Consider the following 22418-nt stretch of genomic DNA (forward strand, 5'->3'; position numbering starts at 1 on the left):
TTATTAATGCTCCTTTATTTCTCAGAAATTCAGGAATTGTGTTACTTATACTTTTCAAGAAACACAAGGATTGCATTGCTTACGAGCTCATGATGGGTAAGATGTATAAAATGGCCTCCATCTGCAATCTCGATGTATTGAGAATCTCTTACTTTTGAATGAATAAGCCTGGATTCCTCCGTCTCTACTACCGTATCTACCGCACCTACGATTACCAGCGTGGGTACTGTTATCTGTTCCAGCACCTCCCTGGTGGTCATTTTTATTTTCATTAATTCAAGATACTTTAATAATACCGGGCTATTGGTCGATTGGCTGTGCTTATATAAATCAAAATAGTAATCAATATTTTGAATTACATCAGAGGATATTGCATTTTGCTTAACGGCTTCAAAATCTTTCGAAACAGCTTCCGTAAAAGAGAATACCTGCGCTACTCCTTCGAACTTGGTAGCGGTAATGCTGCCAATAAGGGTCAAAGTCTTAACCCGGGCGGGATACTTAAGCGCGATGTTCTGTGCTATGATTCCACCGTAAGAACCTCCCACTACATGTAACTGCTGACGGATCTCCAATTTTTCAAGGACTTTTATAAGGATCTCGCTGATACCTTTGAAGGAAAGATCATCAATTCCGTCACTTCTGCCATGGCCTGGCAGGTTAATTCCTATGACCTGATACTTGGAGGATAATTCTATAAATTGATAGGAACTGATTACTGTCGTTACAGCCAGACCAGGAATAATCAAAATCGGCTCACCTTTCCCTTTAATGCTTACCTCAATTTTTGTGTTGTCCTCAACTTCTACCAGAAAGCTTTCCAGATCAATGGGTAGTTTGATATCCTTTGATTTTTCTTTGACTAAATCTGAGAATCGGAGTTCCTTTATTCCTACGGGCTGAGTCAGTTTCTTTTCTGTTATGGTTTCCTGCGATTCAGTTCTTGGCTTTTCGCCATATATATCATCCGTTTCAGCTGTCAGCTCTCTGCCATATATGTCATCTGTTTCTGCCGTCAACTCTCTGCCATATATGTCATTTGTTTCAGCCTTCAACTCTCTGCTATATGTATCATCTGTTTCAGCCGTCTGTATTCTGCCATACATTTCATCCGTTTCAACCGTCAACTCTCTGCCATATATATCATCTGTTTCAGCCGTCTGTATTCTGCCATACATTTCATCCGTTTCAGCCGTCAACTCTCTGCTATTTATGTCATCTGTTTCAACCGTCAGCTCTCTGCCATACATATCTTCCGTTTCAGCCGTCAGCTCTCTGCCATATATGTCATCTGTTTCAGCCGTCAACTCTCTGCTATATACATCATCTGTTTCAGCCGTCTGTATTCTGCCATACATTTCATCCGTTTCAGCCGTCAGCATTCTGCCATACATTTCATCCGTTTCTGCCGTCAGCTCTCTACTATCTATGTATTCCGTTTCAGTCGTTGACTTCCTACTGCCAACTTCAGCTTCTCTTACTTTACTCCTGCCAGTTAATGCTTGTGATTCAGACTCATAGCTATCTTCCCAAAACATAGATTTGACTTTCTGAGAATAATTCAGGAGCAGAAACTCCGCCAGCTCCTCTACGTTCGTATTATCTAAGAATAAAGTAGCAGGTAAATCTTCAAAGCTGGCTTCTAACGCTGCCAGGAGTTGAAACCCTAAGATTGAATCGATGCCGAATTCTTCAAAACTAAGCTGTGGTTCTATACTTGCCTTATTACATTTTAGGATTTCGGCAATAGTCTCCTGTAAAAAATCATTCAGTTTACTTTTTACAATCTCCTGGTTCACTTTTTTGACAGATTCTGTATTCCCCTGGGTAGTGTTCGTCCAACTATTATCCTGCGATTTATTGTTTCGCATGCCACTGCTTTGCCTTTCATTACTTTGACTATTATTGCATTGACTGCTGTTGCTTTGACTGTTGTCGCTTTGACTGTTGTTGCATTGATAATACAATTGATGGACTCTGTCCTCTTTATTTTGCAGAAAAAAAACAACAAGTTCATCAATATTATCGTTATCAAGGAACAAGGTGGTAGGAATATCTCCGAAACTTTCTTCTAAATCCCCATAGATTTGAAAACCTAAGATAGAGTCGATGCCATACTCCTGGAAGCTTGTTCGGTTTTCTATACCTTCTTTTTCACATTTCAGGTTATTCGCAATAATTGTTGAAAGATAATCACGAAGGAACTCCTTTACAGTTAATAGCTCCTCCTCAGCTGGATACTCCCCTGCTTTCAGCTTATTCTGTAGTGAGATTTCAGTTCCTTCCCCATTACCGGCAGAGTTTCTTATCTCTGACTGGAAAACCTGGCGGGATGCGATAGCAGCACCTGCATGAGCTTTATCCGATGTAATTCCCATCTGCTTTAGAACCTTGTTTTCAGCTTTTAAAATAAAGACTTGCTTCTCATTTGCACTCAGTACCCGCTCAACAATTTCCATACCTTCTATGGGTTCAATTGCCTGTATGCCGGTTTTCTTCATTCTTTCCCTGAATTCTGTCTGCTCACCGGAACCAATTCCCCAATATCCCCAGTTAAATATTTTAACCGGATAGGGTAACTTCTTTTGTATGTAGCTGGCGAAATTATCTTTAAAATTCAATCCGCTGACATAATTGCTTTGTCCCGGCATTCCGATTTGTGAGGAGGTTGACGAAAAGAACGCCATAAAATCCAAAGCTTCTTTTTGAAATACGGAATATAGTGCTACACTTCCATATACCTTCGGAGAAAAGGCAGTTTTGAAGTCTTCTTCTGTCATCTTATAAATCAGCTTATCAGCTGATACCATTGCAGAATGAAAAACACCGTTAATCCTATTACCGCAGACAGCTTTCACTTCTCTGATTGCTGCCTCCAGGCTCTCTTTATCCGTAATATCTGCCTGATAATAATGAACGGTTCCGCCAAGCGACTCAATTTCTCTGATTGTATTTTTCCCGTTTTCACTTAACACGCTTCTGCCGATTAGAAACAGCTTAGCTTTTACGGTTTTTGACAAATACCGGCTTAGTATAAGTCCAATCCCTCCTGCTCCGCCAAGAATAACGTAAACACCCTTTTCTTTTAATACACTTTGTGTTACCAGTGGTATCTGAAGGGGTTCTATTCTACGTTCATAACGCTCACCCTCTCGAAAAACCACGGTTTCACCATTGGGGTTGAAAGCCTCTGAAAATATCGGTAATAATACAGTCGCAAGATTTTCTTCCGTTAAACTGTTCACAGTAAGGTTTTCACTGGTAAGCTTATCTGGATTTGCGTTTATCTCCGAAAGAACTTCCTTTTTATCAGTCTCCCTACTGGTAAGTAAATCGATATCGATTGTTGTAATTCTATATTTGGTATATTCCTTTGCCAGTGATTTGACAAAACCGTGGATACTGGAGGCAGCAGGTAAAATAACAGGACTGTTGTTAACGGGGTAGATATTATTGGTAAGAATTTTTAAGTCCACTGTTTGTTTGCTGTATTTACTGCTTTCCAGAGCTTTTATTAACCGAAAGAGGCTGATTACCCCTTTTTCCTGGGACTCACGTACAGCCTCCAGATCATCCGCTTTTAGAGGTTTCAGCTGAATTCCACCCAAAAAGTATATAAGCTTTCTTTCATTAATTTTTTTAATTATTTCACCGAGAGCCTCTGAAGCATCGTACTTTACTTCCCAGTAATCCTCTGCTATCTTGTTATTTTTTTCTCCTAATAATACTCGTATCGCTTTCCCGTGCTTTTCGGCTATTCTATCCGCAACAGGCTTACCCTCTTTGGTATAGATTATCACAGCAGTCTCATGAGCTGCGAGAACCTCATCACCTATTTTCTTTTGTGTATCCCTGGAAACGGAGGATTTTCGCCATACCGGCTGATAGAAAATATCCGGTGCTTTGCTGCGGATTTCCTTTAACACATATTTGTGGAACCTGGCACAAATTTCACCGGTTTCACTTATCAGGGAAATCTCATAGCTGTTATTACCGGCAGCTCTGACATAGGTATACATAACAGGTTTTAAAGGCTTCCGTATTTCAAATCGTTCCACAGCAAAGGGAAGATTTATCTTTCCTTCTGCCCCTGCAATGCAGCTGATTGTTTGTAAGGCACTGTCCAATAAGGCAGGATGAAGCGTATAGGTTTTTAAATCGGGACCGCTGTTATCGGGTATCTGAATAATACCAAGCACCTCCCGGTCATTCAGATAAACTTCTTTGATACCCTTAAAATAAGCCCCATAGCTGATTCCGTCATTTTCATAATGTCTGTAAAGCTCCTCTCCCTTTATTCTCTGAGAGCATCTTTGCTTTATGGCTTCCAGAGAAATAAACTGGTCACTATCTGATTCCTCTGCTTTTTTATGTAACTCACCTTTGACATAAACAAGAGCATTGGAACCATTAACAGCTTCTTTGATCTCAAAGATTAATTTCTCCTCTTCCTTTTTTAGTGAAATAACAATCTTCACAGCGGATTTATTCAATATAAGAGGACTTAACCAGAAGAGCTTGCAAATTTCAATATCCCTACTGTTAAAAATAATACTTGCTGCCTGATAGGCCATTTCCATATATCCGACTCCTGGAAATATATTCTGTCCGTTTATGATATGGTCTCTAACAATTGCTTCCTGAAGCTTTAACTCTTTACTGAATATTATTTCTCCGTCAAAACTCCTAAGATACTCGGCTCTGTCAATTAAGGCAGCCAACTCTTTGTTCGTTGTCTTCATGGAAGTTATAGGCAGCCAATGGCTTTCCTTTGTAAAGGGATAGGTAGGCAAGGAGATTCTCTGCACGGTATTGGGATTATGAAGCAGTTTCCAGTTGATTTCATAACCTGTGACCCATAGCTTGGCCAGCTGGATTAACTTTCGTTTGCTTATCCACTGCTCTACCATTACAGCAGCATCTTCATCCCTGGCTAACAGTTCATAATTTTCCCGTGTTTTTTTAGTGTTGCTGGATAACAGATCCTTTGACCTTTCCCCTCTAATATATTGGTTCAAGGAGTTTCGCAATTCCTCCAGGTTATTTGCAACAAAAGCCAGCCTTTCATTCATTTCCTCCCTGCCTGTTTGAAGGGTAAATGATATATTTGCAAGGCAAAGGCTATCGTTTCCGTAAGTGTTAACGGCCTTTAATAAATCCGTTGCATATTGTTTTAAATTGCCTTCGCTTCTGGCAGATAATATTATAATCTGGGCTTCCTCTGCTGCCTTCTGGAGTTCTTCCTTCTTATATTCCTCCAAAACAACATGTGCATTGGCACCACCAAAACCAAAAGAGCTAACTCCCCCGCGACGGGGTATTCTATTTCCCTGCAGATCTTCTAACGGAAGCCATTCTTTGGTTTCTGACACAATATAAAAAGGACTGTTCTCAAAGTTAATGTAAGGATTAAGTTTATGAAAGTTAATACTTGCCGGCAAGGTATGGTAACGCATTGCCAGAATGACTTTTATGATTCCGGCAATTCCGGCTGCCGGTTCCAGATGACCAATATTCGTTTTTACTGAACCCAGGCCGCAATTGGGTCCATTTATGGTCTTTTTGTACTTCTTACCTAACTCCCTAAAGGCTTTCTTTAAGCCTTCTATTTCCACCGGATCTCCAAGTTCGGTTCCGGTTCCATGGGCTTCAATATAGGTAACAGAAGCAGGATCAATCCCTGCATCCCGATAAGCAGCCATTAACACTTCTGCCTGGGAATCGGAGTTAGGGGCAGTTAAGGAATTTGCCCTTCCTCCATGATTTTGGGCACTGCCTCTAATCACTGCGTAAATGTTATCGCGGTCTTTGATTGCCTGCTTTAAGGGCTTTAGCAGAATAACACCGATACCTTCTCCTCTTACGTAGCCATTGGCACTTTCATCAAAGGTTTTACAATGGTTATCGGGAGATAAGACGCCTAATTTACTGGCGCTTAAAAAGGTTTTAGGAGAAAGCATCAAACTTACACCACCAGCTACGGCCATTTCACTTTCTCCTCTTTGCAGTGACTTAACCGCATGGTGGATTGCAACGAGGCTGCCGGAGCAGGCAGTATCAATGGCTTCACTTGGTCCTTTAAAATTCATAAAATAGGATATTCTGTTAGCTAAGACCGCATGAGAGTTACCGGTTACTATCTGAGGTTTCATTTCATCCGATTCCTGCAGCAATTCCTGATAATCATTGAACTGAACCCCAATATAAACACCGACTGATTTTCCCGATAATTCCGAGGCCTTATATCCTGCATCTTCGGTTACTTTCCAGACCGTCTGAAGAAGCAGGCGCTGCTGAGGATCCATAAGTTCCGCTTCCATCGGGGATATATTAAAAAAAGGAGCATCAAACTTATCAACCTCCTTGATAAAACCGCCGCATTTGGACGTTGCTTTGTTTTTTGCCAGACGGTCCTCACTATAATACTCTTTCCAATCCCATCGGTCAGGGGGAATTTCTGTAATCAGATCCCTGCCTTCCTTTAGATTATCCCAGAAGTCGTTTAAATCATTTGAACCGGGAAATATTCCTTCAGCGCCTATGATTGCAATGGGTTCATAGGGCATTTGCTCTTGATTATCCCTACGATATTTGACAGCAAGCTCCTGCGTATGATTTTTAAAAGGTGTCAAATACCGCTTATGACTGAATCTTACTTCTCGTTCTGCTTCTTCTTTGTTTAATTGTTCTTTGTTCAATTCTTCTTTGTTTAATTCTTCTTTGTTTAATTCTTCTCGCTCTGTATCTTTTCTGCTTGCTTCTTTTCTGTTTGTTGCTTTTCTGTTTGTTTCTTCTGTTGGCACAGTTCCGGTTCTTACTTTGCTGTTCAATGTTTTGCTAGGTTCTGTTTCCGCAATTTCATTTTTATATCCAGTTGCTTCCTTCAAGCCTTCCTTCGTCCCTGTCCGCTCATAATACCTATCTACTGCCTCAAAAAAATTATTTAGAATATAATCCGCCAGGCCTTTTATGGTGCTGGCAGAAAATAATATGGTCGGTGATAAAGCAAGGTTATATTTCTCTCCAAGCCTTTTTACCAAAATCTTTAAGGAAATTGAATCAAAACCAAAATCCCCAAAGTTAAGATTGCTCTCAATATCTTTTACCTTAACCTTTAGTATATCCGCTGCGATGGTTCTTATATCCGCTTCCAGAGAATGCTCCAACGTTTCGTCTTTTCTATTCTGTGTCCCTTGGGGAAATATTGCTTCATGGTTTTGTTCTGACTGCTTATGTGCATTCAGATTTGCTTTCAGGTGAGTACCCTCACTAAACCTTAAGATTTGATCAACCTTATGTGGGTATCCGCAGAATACAATTGCCTGTCCTCTGTTCAGAGCCAGTATTTCCTTAAATGCCCTTAGGCCGTCGGAGTCCTTTAGATAGCTTAGTCCCGCAGTTTGCAGATATAGATTTTCCGCGTCCTTGTCCTGATGCATTCCTCCGTTTTCCCATAAGGGCCAGTTTATGGTTATGGTTTTTCCGGATCGTAAGCCATTTTCCTTTAAAGACCGCCTATGCTCCTGATAGCAGTCAAGGAACCGGTTCCCTATGGAATAATCGCATTGTCCAAAGTCTCCGATAATCGATGAGGTAGAGGAGAAAAGGAAAAAATAATCCAGTGGTTCATTTTTTGTCAGCTCATCTAATACAATGGTTCCAAGCATTTTCACCTGTATGATTGTATGAAATTCCTCGTACCCTTTTTGGGAAATCAGCTTATCACTTACCAAACCTGCGGCATGAATTACACCACTCAGTGCCCCAAACTTCTTTTTTGTTTCGTGGATTACCTTCTGCATCTGGCTTTTGCTGGTGACATCTGCTTTTTGATATAAGACCTGGCTTCCTGTTTCTTTAAGTTCCTCCAACATAGCCTTCTTTTTATCATCTAAATCAGAACGTCCGACCAACACCAGATTAACCTTGTATTCCTCTGTTAAGTATTTGGCAAATAACATCCCCAGCTTTCCCGCTCCCCCTGTGATTAAAAAAACTGAGCCTGGTCTTATATCCGCCTTTTCAAAGAAAGGAGCCGTTAATTTATGATAGGTTTTTATGTACCTCTTGCCTTTTGTATAAAAAACTTCCGGTTCAGAATAGGAACATGACAATTCATCATTTATAACATCATTTATTTTCTGTACATCACTGATATGTATCGTTGAGAAACCTATTTCCGGCAGAAGAAAACCGGTGGATTTTCCATAATTGGCTATAATCTCATGAAAAGGATTCGTTTGCCTTTCATCCTTATGGGTAAATACAAGCATTTTAGAGAAATGCGTCATTCCTGCCTGTATTATGCTTGTTAGAACCAGAAAAAGATATTCGACCTCTTCCGACATACAGGAGGTTTCAATATCGAAGGCAGACTTCTCTCCTTTGATCAGTTTTTGAAGGACAGCCTGATCCACACCTTCGGATTTTAGCGCCCAGAAATAAAGGAGGTTCTTTATTTTAAGACCCTTCTCTTTTATATCCTTCAGAAGTTTTCTATAGTCCTCCTGGTTGTGCGGATTAACTTCATACTCCTTTCCGCTAAGGCTCTGATACCTGCCTCCTTCGTATACAGTTACGATATGGTCTCTGTCTGCTATATTACTGTCGATACTTACCTGGAGTTCCTTCACCCCAAAGATTAAAATAATCTCCGTTCCTACTGCTTTATTATTCTCAAGGCTTTTCTCAGGTTTTTTCTCACTCCATTGCTCTTCATAATAATTCAACATATATCCGGCAGAAGAGTTTTTATTATCCTCTGCTCTGTGAACACTGCCTGACGGTCTATCTTCTTTTCTGCTGCTTCCTGACATATCACCCCTCCTGTATATTTACTTACTGATACCTTTGATTTTACAAATACGCTCTAATATACCTGCAAAATGGTTCAGGAATAACCCTCCCTGAACCATTTACTTAGTATCCTATGATATTGTAATTGGATATTCTCACAGCAACCTCACCTTCTGTATTGAGAAAGCTTACGTTAAATTTCCATACTTCTTCCTCTTTGTCGGCTTCACACCCGGATAAAACCATATGAACAAAACAAGTCTTAGGAAGTCTTTTAAATATTTCAAGGCTGTCAAAGCCGCTGAGATAATAATGACTTAATTTTCGATCCTGTATTAAAAAAAGGCCGATTTGAAAAGCCGACTCCAGAAAGAATGTATTTAATTCCAAGTCCGGCAGCAAGAAGCATACATGATCTCTCATAGATATTTCTGCGAAGGCTGAATTCTTTTCGGTCGCTATGGATAAAGCGGTGATTATCTGAAAATCAGCTCCATAGTTTCGTTTGAACTCACCGGATAAAAACGTATATAATTCTTCTTTTTGTACTACCAGGGGACAATCATTTTTCAGTAAGTCAAATTCAACCAGGTCAGGCGCATCCATATCAAGCTTGAACGTATCCGCTCTATTCGCCAATAACATATTGGTACGATCAACGAAAATCAGCTGTGCCTGGGCACAGACAAACTCTTCTTCCTCATTAACTGCTACAATTTCTCCCTGGCAGTGTTCACCCACGGGATAAACTTTAGTGTTTAGCAAATATTCCTTTCCATTAAATATATCATTTCCCGCAAAATGTATATTCGAAATAATTCTGACCGGCTTTTCTCCGGAAATCTCACCGGCTTTTCGCAGTATCTCAAGGAAGTTTGCATAAGGATAATGGTTTCTGCCGTGAGACAGACAGTCTTTCCTAAACAGATTCTCTAAGCTTATCTCTGTACGGAATTTCTGCTCCTTAAAGCTTGATATATTCTCATCAATTAAGGGATGCAATCTAATTATTTCCGGCTTCACAAGCTTCGTTTCATTTGCCTGTACCCAATAGCTATTCCTTGCAAAAGGATAAACCGGAAGCGGTATCTTAAGATGCTCCTCTTCTCGGTACAGTCTGCTCCAGATCAGTTCTTCCCGGTTTTGATAAGCAGCAGAAAAACTTTGGAGAATTTCCTTAAAGTCTTCGGCTGAAGGGTTTCTGCCCAACTCCTCATACAACCTGCTATGGTTTCCAAGTTGTATGCTGCCTGTATTCAAAAGCTCCGTACTGCCTGATTCACCTTTTATAAGGTAATGATTGATTGCCTGCTCTAAATCTGACTGTTCCTTTACCACAAAGGCTATTCGTTTATGAAAATGTTTACGACGGTTTCCCAGGGAATAACATATATCCCCCATACGGTAAGTTCCTTGATTTTTCTTTGACCATGCCAAAAATTCCTTCAGCCGCTGCCTTAGCTCCTCCGTAGTTTTTCCGGAAAAGGCCGCCAGATAGCAGGGTTCTTTCAGAGTCGTATTCCTGTTCTTACATGTATTCCGGGTTTCCTGGTATTCCTCTATTACCAGGTGTGCATTGGTACCCCCAAATCCAAAGGAACTGACTCCCGCCCTCAAGGGTCCTTCCTCATTACTCCAGTCCTTTAGCCTGGTATTCACATAAAAGGGACTGTTCTCCAGTTCCAAATGTTCATTTTCCTTTTGAAAATTAAGAGAAGGCGGTATTTCTTTATGTTTTAGTGCCAGTACCGCTTTTAGAAAGCTTGCAATTCCTGCTGCTAAGGAGGAATGTCCAATGTTAGTCTTTACCGATCCCAGAGCACAAAACTGCTTCTTCGCCGTGTATTCCTGGAAAGCGTTTTTCAAGGCCTCAATTTCGATGGGATCGCCTAGCTTTGTACCTGTTCCATGGGTCTCCAAATAGGTTATCGTCTCCGGGTTAATATTTCCTTTCTTATATACCTCCAGCTCCAGGGCTGTTTGGGACAGAGAACTGGGAGCTGTAATTCCATTGGTTTTGCCATCCTGGTTAATACCGGAGCTTCTGATTACACCATAAATATAATCCCCATCTTTTACTGCCTTCGCTAAGCTTTTTAAAACTACTGCTCCGACACCTTCTCCGTTAACAATTCCATTGGCAGCATTATCAAAGGACTTGCACTTGCCTTCGGGAGACAGCATTCCTGCATTGCTTGTAAAGATATAATAGTGGGGGGTGCTGCAGATCCACACTCCTCCTGCTATTGCCATTGTGTTTTCCCCAAGGATTATACTTTGGCAGGCCAGATGCAGTGCAACCAGTGAGGAGGAGCAGGCAGTATCTATGGCCATTGCCGGTCCCTTTAAATTCAACAGGTAAGATATTCTGGAAGCCAATACAGAGCCGGTGTTTCCCCAGAAGGCCTGGGCAGTAATATCAATCTCCCGTTCGCTAATGTTATTGAGATAATCTCTTGGTGCTGCCCCCACATACACCCCACAGGAAAGACCGGAGGCCAGATCATTGGCATAACCTGCATCCTCCAGGGACTTCCAGCACTCTTCCAGAAATAATCTCTGCTGGGGATCCATTACCTCTGCCTCCATACCGGAGATATTAAAAAAGGCCGGATCGAACTTATCAATGTCACTTAAGAATCCTCCCCAGCGGGAATTGGTTTTGTCTAATTTCTCAACCTCCGGGTCATAGTATTCCTCAATATTCCATCTTTCCCCTGGCACTTCCGTCACAGAATTTATGCCGTTCCTTAGATTGCTCCAATACTCCTCCAGATTTGATGCACCTGGAAAACGTCCTGACATCCCAATCACGGCAACCCCTCCTGCTTCCGGTAAAGTTTCTCCGGTAGGAGCTCCTGCCATAGTTTTTATTTCTTCAATATTCTTCCTGCCTTCTGCCGGTGTTATCTTATTGTCCTTTACCCTTTGCAGAATATCCTTAATCCTCTTTGTTACGTCAGCTTGCTCCATTTTGTTTTCTCCTTCTTCACCATATCGATACCCTATTATGACCAAGCCTTATGCTGGATTTTCAGTATTCCTTCCAGAAATCATTTCCATTACTTCCTCAATATTCAATATTCCTTTTGCTAAAAGCTCCAAAGGATCAACTTCTGAAGCCTTTCTGTTATCAAAAGTTTCTGCTGCCGAAGTCAAGGCGGCTTCTGTTTCCAGATTAAATTCCCTGCATAAATACTCACTTAACGACTGAATATTGCTATAGTCAAATAGAACCGTGTTTTTCAGGACTATACCAAAAGCATCATTTATATTTCTCAACAAGGATACACCGGTAATGGAGTCTACACCGTATTCAGAGAACTGCATGGTAAAATCAATATCCTCCCGGTTTACTTTCAGGGTATCTGTAATGCAGGCAATGAGTTTTTCTGTAACACTTTGATTCATCACAATCTCTTCCTGGCTATTTGCATTCCAAGCAGAGCTATCCGGATTCCACTCAGAGCTATCTGGATTCCAATCAGAGCTATCTGCATTCCAGTCAGAGCTATCTGGATTCCACTCTGAATCACCCTCAACTTGCTTTTCTGCCTCTTGCCCGAGCTCAGTTTCCAAATAACCTGCCAGGTCATCTACATTGCTGTAGTCGAATAGAATCGTCGTTTTCAGAGTAAGATCAAACTCATTGTTCATACGGTCAATTAATTCCATTCCGGTGATGGAATCAACGCCATAATCAGAAAAGGAGGTACTGTTGTCAACTTCTCCTGCTTCTACCTTTAATACCTCTGAGATACATTGGATGATTCGTACCTTTAAATACTCTAATAGGCTGTTGTTCCAATCTCTGTCAGAGCCTCCTGAGTTAAATACCTTAATTGGACTGCCGGTAACTGCCTGCATTCCCTCTTCTTTGCTTTTATTTTCATATACCAGTGGATTCACTTGTTGTGTCTTCTGGGTTGAGCTTTTTTCAGGTTTTGCGTTATCAATGATGTCTGTCTGTTTCAAAAGGAAGGGTTTGGCTTTCAACACTATGACCTGGCAGACAGCTTTCTCAGCCAGGATTCTTTCGATTGCTTCCATCCCTTCCTCCGGTTGAATAGAGAGCATACCTTTTGAAGCCATTATTCTATTATGCTCCTCAGAGGAAGCAACTCCAACGCTGCCCCAATATCCCCAATTGATAATCTTCACAGGAAGGTTTCCTGCTTTCCTTAAATGAAGGGCAAAAGAATCCTTAAACCCGCAGGCAGCCGCATAATTGGCCTGTCCCCCATTGCCGACAAAGCTTTGGATAGAGGAAAAGAACATGATAAAATCCAGATTTTCCTCCTTTACTGCCTCATATAAGATAATACTTCCTCTTACCTTAGGCTCCAGGGAATCCATAAGATCCCTTTCGGACATATTGCGAATTGCTCTGTCTTTCATTACGATGGCAGAATGAACAACTCCATTGATTCCACCAAATTCCCGTTTTACTTCCTGAACGGCTGCTTTCATACTGTATAAATCGGTGGCATCAGCTTTCACATATAGAAGCTTTGCGCCTGAGGCTTTCATGGATGAAATCTTCTCATACTTTTCTGCGTCCAGCTCCGAGCGTCCCAGCAAAGCTACTTTAGCACCTGCCTTAAGGGTAAGATACCGACAGAATTCCAAGCCAATACCTCCTGCACCGCCCAGTATCAGATATACACCGTCTTTTCTAAAGGAAGTAGTTGTTGTTTTATTCATAACAGTTGGTATTATCCTATGGAGGTATCTTTGCCTGTTCCGGATTACTATCTCCTCCCCATTTCTATTACCAGGTTCCTCTGCAACGAATCGGGTCAGCGTTTCTTTATCGCTTTCCCATTCCTGAAGATCAATATCAATACAGGTAGTTTTCCAGTATTGAAATTCTTTGGCCATGGATTTTGCAAATCCTAAGATACTGCCGCCGCAAGGTATTACGTCCTCTTCTCCTAAGGTATGGACATTATTGGTTATTATCTTTATATGAAGCCTTTGATTGTCCAGTTCTTTCATAACAAATGCTTTCATCAGGCGAAACAAAGAGAGAACACCCATTTCCTGTGTTATTTCCAAGTTGTCCGGTTCTTTAAAAGCAATATCCTGTGAGGTTATTCCTCCCAGAAAATATACATAATCCAAGCCATCGATTCTTACCAGACAGTCACTTATGCCTTTCTCATCAAAAGCATTTATTTCCCAGGAATTCATACCTATTCTTCTGTTTTCTGAACCCAGAAAAATTACATAGACCTCCGCCTTACCGTAATAATCCATGAATTGCCGGCTCATATCAGCATATTTTGCTGGTACGAGGATTAATACCTTTTTGTCTACCAGGTTACTTACGCTACTCTCTTTCTTATCTGGCAGCGGTAGGGGTTTCCACGTTGGCAGATAAAAACAATCTTCCAGGGAGGCAGCACTTTCATCTGGCATTACCTGATTAAATGAAGCAGCTGTATGAGGACTTTTTTCTTTTACCCTCTCCTGTTGCGGTCCTCTTGCGGAAACGTTTATTTCAGCCGTTTTCCACACTCTTCGCTTCTCAAAGGGGTAGGTAGGTAAAGGGATCCGCGTCAATTGTTTTTCACCATACAGCTGCTTCCAGTCAATTTCAGCACCGGATACCCAGAGATTTGCTAATTTCGTGAATTCGCCCTTTTGCATAAGTTCCTTTATGGCTGAGGCTGTAGTACTTTCTTCTAACGCTGTATTTCCTTTGCCTTTTTCCAAATGCTTCTGGTACAAGCCAGCTATTCCATCTTTCTCCTGAAGATAGTCCGTGAGTTTATGAATTAACTCTTTCAAGTCTGAAAATACGATTGCAAGCCTTTCATCCATCTCTTCCCGCCCTGCCTGCAGTGTATATGCAAAGTCAGAAAGGGAACCATTCTTTAATCCCTCGTAGTTATTTTCAGTTTCCCGCTTAAGAAAAGAGAGCATTTTCAGGGCATAGGCAGCTAACCGGTCTTTGTTTCGGGCCGATATGATAAAGATATAGGGTGTGTCCGTACTGTCCTTTTCCTTGTTCTTCCCTTCATAGGCTTCCAGTGCGATGTGTGCATTTACACCTCCAAAACCAAAGGAGCTAACGCCTGCACGTCTTGGCAATTCCGTTCCATACTCATCGGTTAAGGTCTTCCATTCCTTTGTCTTTTCTACGATATAGAAAGGACTGTCTGTTAACCTGATATAAGGATTCTGTACGCTAAAATTAGCGATTCCGGGAATCATCTTATTTTGAAAGGCCAGTAAAACTTTTAGAACACTGGCAATGCCTGCTGCTGTTTCCAGATGTCCGATATTCGTCTTTACCGAACCAATTCCGCAGTAGGCCTGCTTTCCTGCTGTTGTAATGTCCTTCTTACCCATTTCTTTGAATGCTTTTATCAATCCGTTCACTTCCACGGGATCTCCAAGCTGGGTGCCGGTTCCATGGGCTTCTATGTAGCTGACGGTTTCCGGTTCAAATCCGGCTTTCTCAAAAGCTTTCATAATAACCTCTGCCTGTGCCTTGGTGTTAGGCGCTGTCAGGGAGGCCGCGCGTCCACCGTGGTTGATTGCTGTACCTTTAATTAAGGCGTAAATAGTATCTCCATCCTTAAGCGCTTTGCTGAGAGGCTTTAATAAAATTGCCCCGGTACCTTCTCCACGCACATAACCATTGGCTTTTTCATCAAAAGTCTTGCAGTGTCCATCCGGTGAGAGCATACCGGCTTTGCTGAAGGAGATATGCAGGGTAGGGCTTGCGATTACATTAACACCACCTGCGATTGCCATATCGCAATCACCGCTGTAGATGGATTCTACTCCCCTGTGGATTGCCACCAGGGAAGAAGAGCACGCAGTATCAATGGGTTCGCTGGGCCCATGGAGATTTAGCAAGAAGGAAATCCTGTTCGTTAAAATACAATGAGAATTACCGGTGGAGGTCAGGGCTTCTATTTCACTGTCCTTTAGCACATCCCTGTAATCCGTGGTAGAAACTCCCACAAATAAGCCCGTATTGGAACCTGTCAAATCAGAGGGCTTATATCCCGCATCTTCAATGGTTTCCCATACTGTCTGCAAAAAGATTCTTTGCTGGGGGTCCATTAATTCTGCTTCCATGGGTGATATACCGAAAAACAATGGGTCAAATTTGTCGATTTCTTTCATAAATCCACCCCAGCTGGAAATATTATCCGGCAGCTCTTCCTTTTTCCAACGGTCAGAAGGTATTTCTGTCACCAGATCCCTTGCTTCTTCTAAGTTTCTCCAGAATGAGAACATATCCTCCGATTGAGGCATGACACCTCCTATTCCTATAATGGCAATAGGTTCTCTTTTTCCGGGCAGAGTGTTGGAAAAGTCTTCTTTAACGGCAGTGACACTGACCAGATTCCCTGGCATTATCTGTTCTGTTTCTTCTTTCCCATGGACTGCTAATATGCTGTCATAATGCTCCTTGTACAAGTAATCCGAAAGTGCACCCAAAGTACCATATTCAAAGAAAATGCTGGGGTTTATTTGAATGGAATACAGTTGATTGATTTTATTTGCCAGTTCCGTAAAGGTCAGGGAATGAAATCCATACTCATTCATGTCTTTTTCCAGAAATATATCTTTTTCTTTGATTCGAAGGATTTCCTTTACCGCATTTTTAACATCCCGGTGGATATCTTCCAAGATATCGGTCATAGGAAAGGTATACAAAGTATTGTCTGATATATTACTTTCCGTATTACTCTGAATATTTCTCTGGGTATAATCCTCGGTATTATTCAGGGCAAGATTCTGGACATGCTTCTTAGCATGATGCTGTACACTATTCTGCGCGTGATTCTCGGCTTGATACCGGGTACTATTCTGTGCATGATTTTCTTCATTTTTTCGGGCATGAATCAGTTTAGCATTCACATCTGCTGCTGTATCCATCATCCCCAAAAGCTTACGCAGCTTTTGTCCATCCCCCTGCAATACCACCAGCTGATCTTCACCAGACCTCAAAGTATCTTTCAATGACTGAATTCCACTGCTTGTCTCAAGGCTTGTAATTCCCATACTGACAAATAAATCTTCCGTTGCTTTCTCTACCTGTATCCCTCCTGCTTTCCATAAAGGCCAGTTAACGGACAGGGTATTTCCATACCGCAGCCCCTGTTTACCAAGTTCATTACGCAAACAGGAGAAATAATCCATGAAACAATTACCATATGCGTAATCTGCCTGTCCCAGATTGCCGGTAACTGCCGCCGTGGAAGAGAATAGAATTAGAAAGTCCAGGGGTTCGTCCTTTGTTAAAAGATCCAGATTAATGGTCCCCTGAACTTTTGGTATGATTACCTGTTCCATATCCTCTTTTTGCTTGTCTCTCAAATAGTTATCTCTGGTCATACCGGCACAATGAAGAATTCCGTTAATCCGGCCAAATCTTTCTTTTACAGCATCTATGATCACCGCCGTATCGTTAAGGACTGACACATCCCCCTGTACAAATAATACTTCACTGCCCAAAGCTTCCAATTCTTTTATATGTGATATTTTTTCTGCATCCAGCGGGCTTCTGCTGGTTAAGCACAACTTTGCCTGATAAGCCTCCGCCAAAAATTGTGCAACAATCAGCCCAAGTTTGCCAAAACCACCGGAAATCAGATATACTCCTTTTGTTTTAAAGTCTTCTCTGCCTCTTGAACTGCTTTCTGTGTTTTCTCTCTGTATAGTATTCTCTTTCTGTATAGTATTCTCTTTCTGAATACTATTCTCTTTCTGAATACTATTCTCTTTCCCTATATTATTTTCTTTCTGTATATTAATGTCTTCTATCAAATACTCCTGTATCGTCCTGACGAACCTTCCTTCAGGAGTATGTAATATTTCAATCTCCTCCTTTGCTGCAGCAAGTAATTCCAGAAGGATCAGATTGCTTACCTCCTCTAAAGAAAAGGTTCCATCGAACTGTATGGCTTTGCTGCTATATTTTAAATTTTCTAATTGCAGGGTTTTTGCAAAACCACCAAAAGCTGCGCTAAAGGGTGAAAATACCTTTCCATTGCCTTGAAACATATAGTTCAGATTAATTCTCTTTTCTGGTGCCAGACGCTCTACCGCCTGGTATAGATACAGAAGCGGATAGATTGTATATTCCAGGTCCTGTATCAAAACCGATTCAAACTCATAGTCCGGCTCCTTTGACCACAGATAGATGATATTCCCTGAAAAATGCTCCTTCTGCATTAGACTTTTAAGAAGACGTACATAATTCTCTTTTTGAGTTGGAGCAATGGTAAAGTCATTACCGTCTTCTACGTAATCTGTCCCGGGTTTCACCAGAATAATGGTATATTTCCCAGCCATTTTTTTACGCAGATAGTTTGATAAAATATCGTCTGTATCAAAGACCAAAAGCTCATTGCCTAAGACCTCCGGGTGGTTTTGCGGCAGCCAGAGATCACTTTTTTCCCAGATATACTTATAGTAATGGATCTGATTCCCTGCTGGTTGGACTTCATTTGCTTTCACTCCGATGGTCCATAAGGAAAAATCCTTTACTTTAACCAATACTTTCCCTTTGTCATCCAGGATAAATACCTCGTAACTATCCGATTCCTGCAACCCGTTCTTTTTCCGCCCGGTATATCTTGCATAGGAAAAACAGTTTTCTGTCAAGTCATCCAGAATCTCCACTTCGCCGATATAATAAGGCAAGGTTACGCTGCCATTCCTGGCTTTTGCACTTACCATTCCGATCACTGCCTCTAAGGCTCCATCCATAATGGTCGGATGAAGCCGATATTCCTGAAAGGTTTCTCTTAAATGCTCCGGTAACTTTATAAAAGCCAGTACTTCATTTTCGTTGTAATACAATTCCTGTATAGATTGAAAACTTTTTCCCAGCTTTAGTCCTCCTTTTTTAAACAGCTGGTAACACTCCAGTCCGGTTATCAGACTGGGACACCTTGCTCTTATGGCGTTTAAATCCAGATATTCCTTTAAGCCTTCCTGGCTTGAAGGAATATATTCAAGCTGACCTTTTCCATGTAAAATTTCCTGTTCATTCTGCTCCTGGCTTATTACCTCGTATTCCATAACATTACTGTCAGTTTTGTCCGGAAATAAGGTTATCTTGATGTTTTGGGTGGAATCCTTTACTTTAAGGGCATTAAGCCAGTAATTATTCGTTATTTTCATAACCTTTCTGTTTTGAAAATTGCTGCCTGCTGCCCTTGCTATTTCCAGATAAGCTACAGCAGGCAGGATTTTCTCATTCTGTACGATATGATCCTTCAAAAAGAATTCTGTGCCCTGAAAAGATTTTTCATAAGCAGCTTCTTCCGTACCGGAAAGCTTTCTGTCTATCATAGGATGAAGAAACGCTGTGGATTTGTTTTCTGCATATAATTCTGTCTCTTTCTCAACCCAATATCGATCTCCGAAAAAAGGGTAGGTGGGCAGATGTACAAATTTAAACGTATGGCCTGCATAAATAGATTCACAGCCGGTTACTTTGTTCTGTACATAGAGCCTTGCCAGTTCTGTCAGATTCTCTTTATAGGTTTTCTGCTCAGCAATTGTGCTGCTTTTCAGTACCTCAAAAATCTTATTGAGTTGGACTTTTGTATTTGCATCGGTTTTTACAGGTTTTGAATTATTGGCCTCCATAAAATAGTCTGTGGTCTGACCGGTTGCCACCAACTCCTTAAGCCTTTCTTTTAATTCCAAACAACTGTTTACTATCAATGCACCTCTGATATTAAAATGGCTTCTGCCAATCTGCAAAGTATATGCAATATTCCCAAGATTACTGTTATTCTCTGGCTTCTCTAACCAGTTTAGCAAATCTTTCATCTTCCGGTCATAGGACTCGCGGGTCTTAGCGGATAAGGTAATTAAATAATAAGGATACGCAGGGGTAAGCTCCTTTTCCTTTTCTCCTTTAAATTCCTGTAAAACAACATGTGCATTCGTCCCGCTAAAACCAAAGGCACTGATAGCCGCTAATCTTGGTTTATCCTTATGGACTCTCCAGTCAAGGGTTTTCTGATTGACATAAAAAGGAGTATCCTTTAAAGCTAGATGCGTATTGGGCTCCTGAAAATGAAGTGTGGCAGGTATCTTTTTATGTTTCATTGCCAGGAGGACTTTTATAATGCTGGTTACACCGGCAGCGGTGGTTGTATGTCCAATGTTGGATTTTACAGAACCGATGACGCAAAATTGCTTATCGGAGGTATACTTTTCAAAAACACTGGTCAGGGCTTTCACTTCAATAGGGTCCCCTAATTTTGTGCCTGTCCCATGAGTTTCAATATAACTAATTTCCCTGGGATTAATGCTCGCTCTTTCGTAGACCTCTGTTTCCAATCTTATCTGAGACTGCATGCTGGGTGCTGTTATTCCATTGGTTTTTCCATCCTGGTTTATACCGGAGCTTTTAATGACTCCATATATGGAATGTCCTTCTTCCAACGCAGTTTTCAGGGGTTTTAGTATGATAGCTCCTACCCCTTCACTGATGATGGTTCCATCAGCAGAATTGTCAAAAGCTCTACATTTACCGGCCTTTGACAGCATCTCCACTTTACTGGTGGCTATATGCAAGTCCGGCGTGACCATCAGTCTGACTCCTCCTGCAATGGCCATGTCACTTTCTCTGTTTCTAATACTCTGGCAGGCAAGGTGAAGTGCCGTCAGAGAACTAGAACACGCCGTATCTATCGTGATACAGGGACCGATCAAATTTAAAAAATAGGATATGCGGGAAGCCAGTATGGATACCGCCATTCCAGTAAAGGCTTCACCGCTGTTTTCTGAATTATTTCTGGTTAGTGCCTTTACATAATCCCCTTGAGAGGCTCCTACAAATACACCGCATTTCTTTTCCGACAAACTTCTGTCTGAGCAGCCTGCATCCTCCAGGGCTTTCCACACCTCCTCCAGAAAAAGCCTCTGCTGGGGATCCATATAAACGGCCTCAACTGGGGAAATATTAAAAAATAACGGATCAAATTTATCAATATCCCTGATGAACCCTCCCACTTTACTATAGGATTTACCTGGTGCTTTGGGATCAGGATCATAGAATTCTTCTGCATTCCAGCGTTCTTTTGGTACCGTAATAATACTATCCTTCTCCTGCTCCAGATTAGACCAGAACTCTTCCACATTTTCTGCTCCCGGAAATCGGCCGGATATCCCTATAATGGCAATGTCAGTTATATCCTGATTGGCAGCGTTTACACTAGATTTGATATCTGCTGAAATGGCATTCTTAATATGTTCCTTAGAGCTTAGCTGTATAGCAGCCGGTTTTTGGATTACGGAGTTGCTATATTGTAACCTCGGTTTATCTTGTTCTTCATATTTTTGATTTTTTCTTTGTTCGTTATATTCAGGTATGAAATAACCATGCTTTAAATTACTGAGTTTAATTTTATCAGGTTTAGCAGTCTCTTTTTTATTAATGTCCTGATTAATATCTTCTTTTAGAATGTCTTCTTTTTTAATATCCTCTTGTCTTATATCCTCTTGTTTTATATCCTCTTGTTTTATATCCTCTTGTTTTATATCCTCTCGATAATAATCTACCTGTTTTATATCTTCTTTTTTATTATTTTCTTGTTTACTACTTTCTCGTTTATTACTTTCTCGTTTATTACTTTCTCGTATAGTACTTTCTCGTATAGTACCATCTCGTCTAATACTATCATCTATTACATGATTATGCTTACTTTCGTCAATTCTTAAATTATTGGCTTTGCAATAATTCGTATCTGTACTGCCAAGCCTAATTTTTTTATTTTCCGTATTATTCTTGCTTTCCTCAAGGTGGCTTTTATTTCCCGCTTGAAATTTATACGTTAGATTATATTCCGTATTTATTTCCTTTAGGGCTTTTGAAGTTCTGTTTCTCTCCTGTACCACATACTCAGCAAGCTTTGTAATCGTGGAATAATCATAGATTATAACTGCATCAAGATTTAGCCCGAAGCTTTTATTTACGTCTCTGATAATTTCAATTCCATTGATGGAATCAACACCCAGTTCTTTAAAACTTACTTCGTATCGAAGTTCTTCTTTGGGAAGATGCAGATTGGAGGATATAATATCCGACAAGATGAAATACACCTCTTCTTCCTCAGCACCGGATTCCGCAGAGTCGATGTTATCTGTATATTCTTCCCGGGCAGATTCTTTGTCGGGGGTATTCACACCTGTCCGGGCTAGCGTGATAAGGTTCTTATTTAGTTCTTGTAATACGAATTCACTTAGCTTCGTTACATCGGCATGATCATAAATTACAACAGCATCAAGATTTAAGCCATAAAACCTGTTTATATCACGGATTATTTCAATCCCGTTTATAGAATCAACGCCAAGGTCCTTAAAACTCATTTCATACGCTAACTCCTCCTCTGACATGTGCAGATTACCGGCTACTATTTTAACAATCTCAGCCAATATATCCTCTGCCTGATAAGCCTTGTTGTCTGCTTCCTCCAGGATATGAACATGACTTTCCTTTAGCTCTGCCTCAGCTGCTGTCCTTTGAGGGGCAGCTGACAACAAAGAAAGAGCCTTTTCTTTGGTTATCTCATGGTTAAATAGCATTTGATAGATTTCTTTTTCCGTATAATTATTCCCAGACATCTAATACC

Annotated in this window: 3 protein-coding genes; all 3 read right to left on the reverse strand. The window is 41.0% G+C overall.

What is annotated here, in order from left to right; translation table 11 throughout:
• Nucleotides 1-41: 41 nt before the first annotated feature.
• The 3 genes from R2R35_RS05340 to R2R35_RS05350 all read right to left on the reverse strand — a co-directional run bounded on the left by R2R35_RS05340 (nt 42) and on the right by R2R35_RS05350 (nt 22410).
• Entirely contained in the window at nt 42-8816 is an 8775-nt protein-coding gene (locus R2R35_RS05340; RefSeq protein WP_317733472.1) for an SDR family NAD(P)-dependent oxidoreductase, read from the reverse strand.
• Between the two features lie 103 nt (nt 8817-8919).
• Nucleotides 8920-11769, reverse strand: a complete 2850-nt coding sequence (locus R2R35_RS05345; protein ID WP_317733473.1) for a type I polyketide synthase — start codon at nt 11767-11769, stop codon at nt 8920-8922.
• Between the two features lie 48 nt (nt 11770-11817).
• Nucleotides 11818-22410 (reverse strand): SDR family NAD(P)-dependent oxidoreductase, encoded by a 10593-nt coding sequence (locus R2R35_RS05350; protein ID WP_317733474.1) that lies wholly within the window; start codon nt 22408-22410, stop codon nt 11818-11820.
• Between the last annotated feature and the right edge of the window lie 8 nt (nt 22411-22418).

The organism is Anaerocolumna sp. AGMB13020, assembly GCF_033100115.1.
Lineage (GTDB): Bacteria > Bacillota > Clostridia > Lachnospirales > Lachnospiraceae > Anaerocolumna.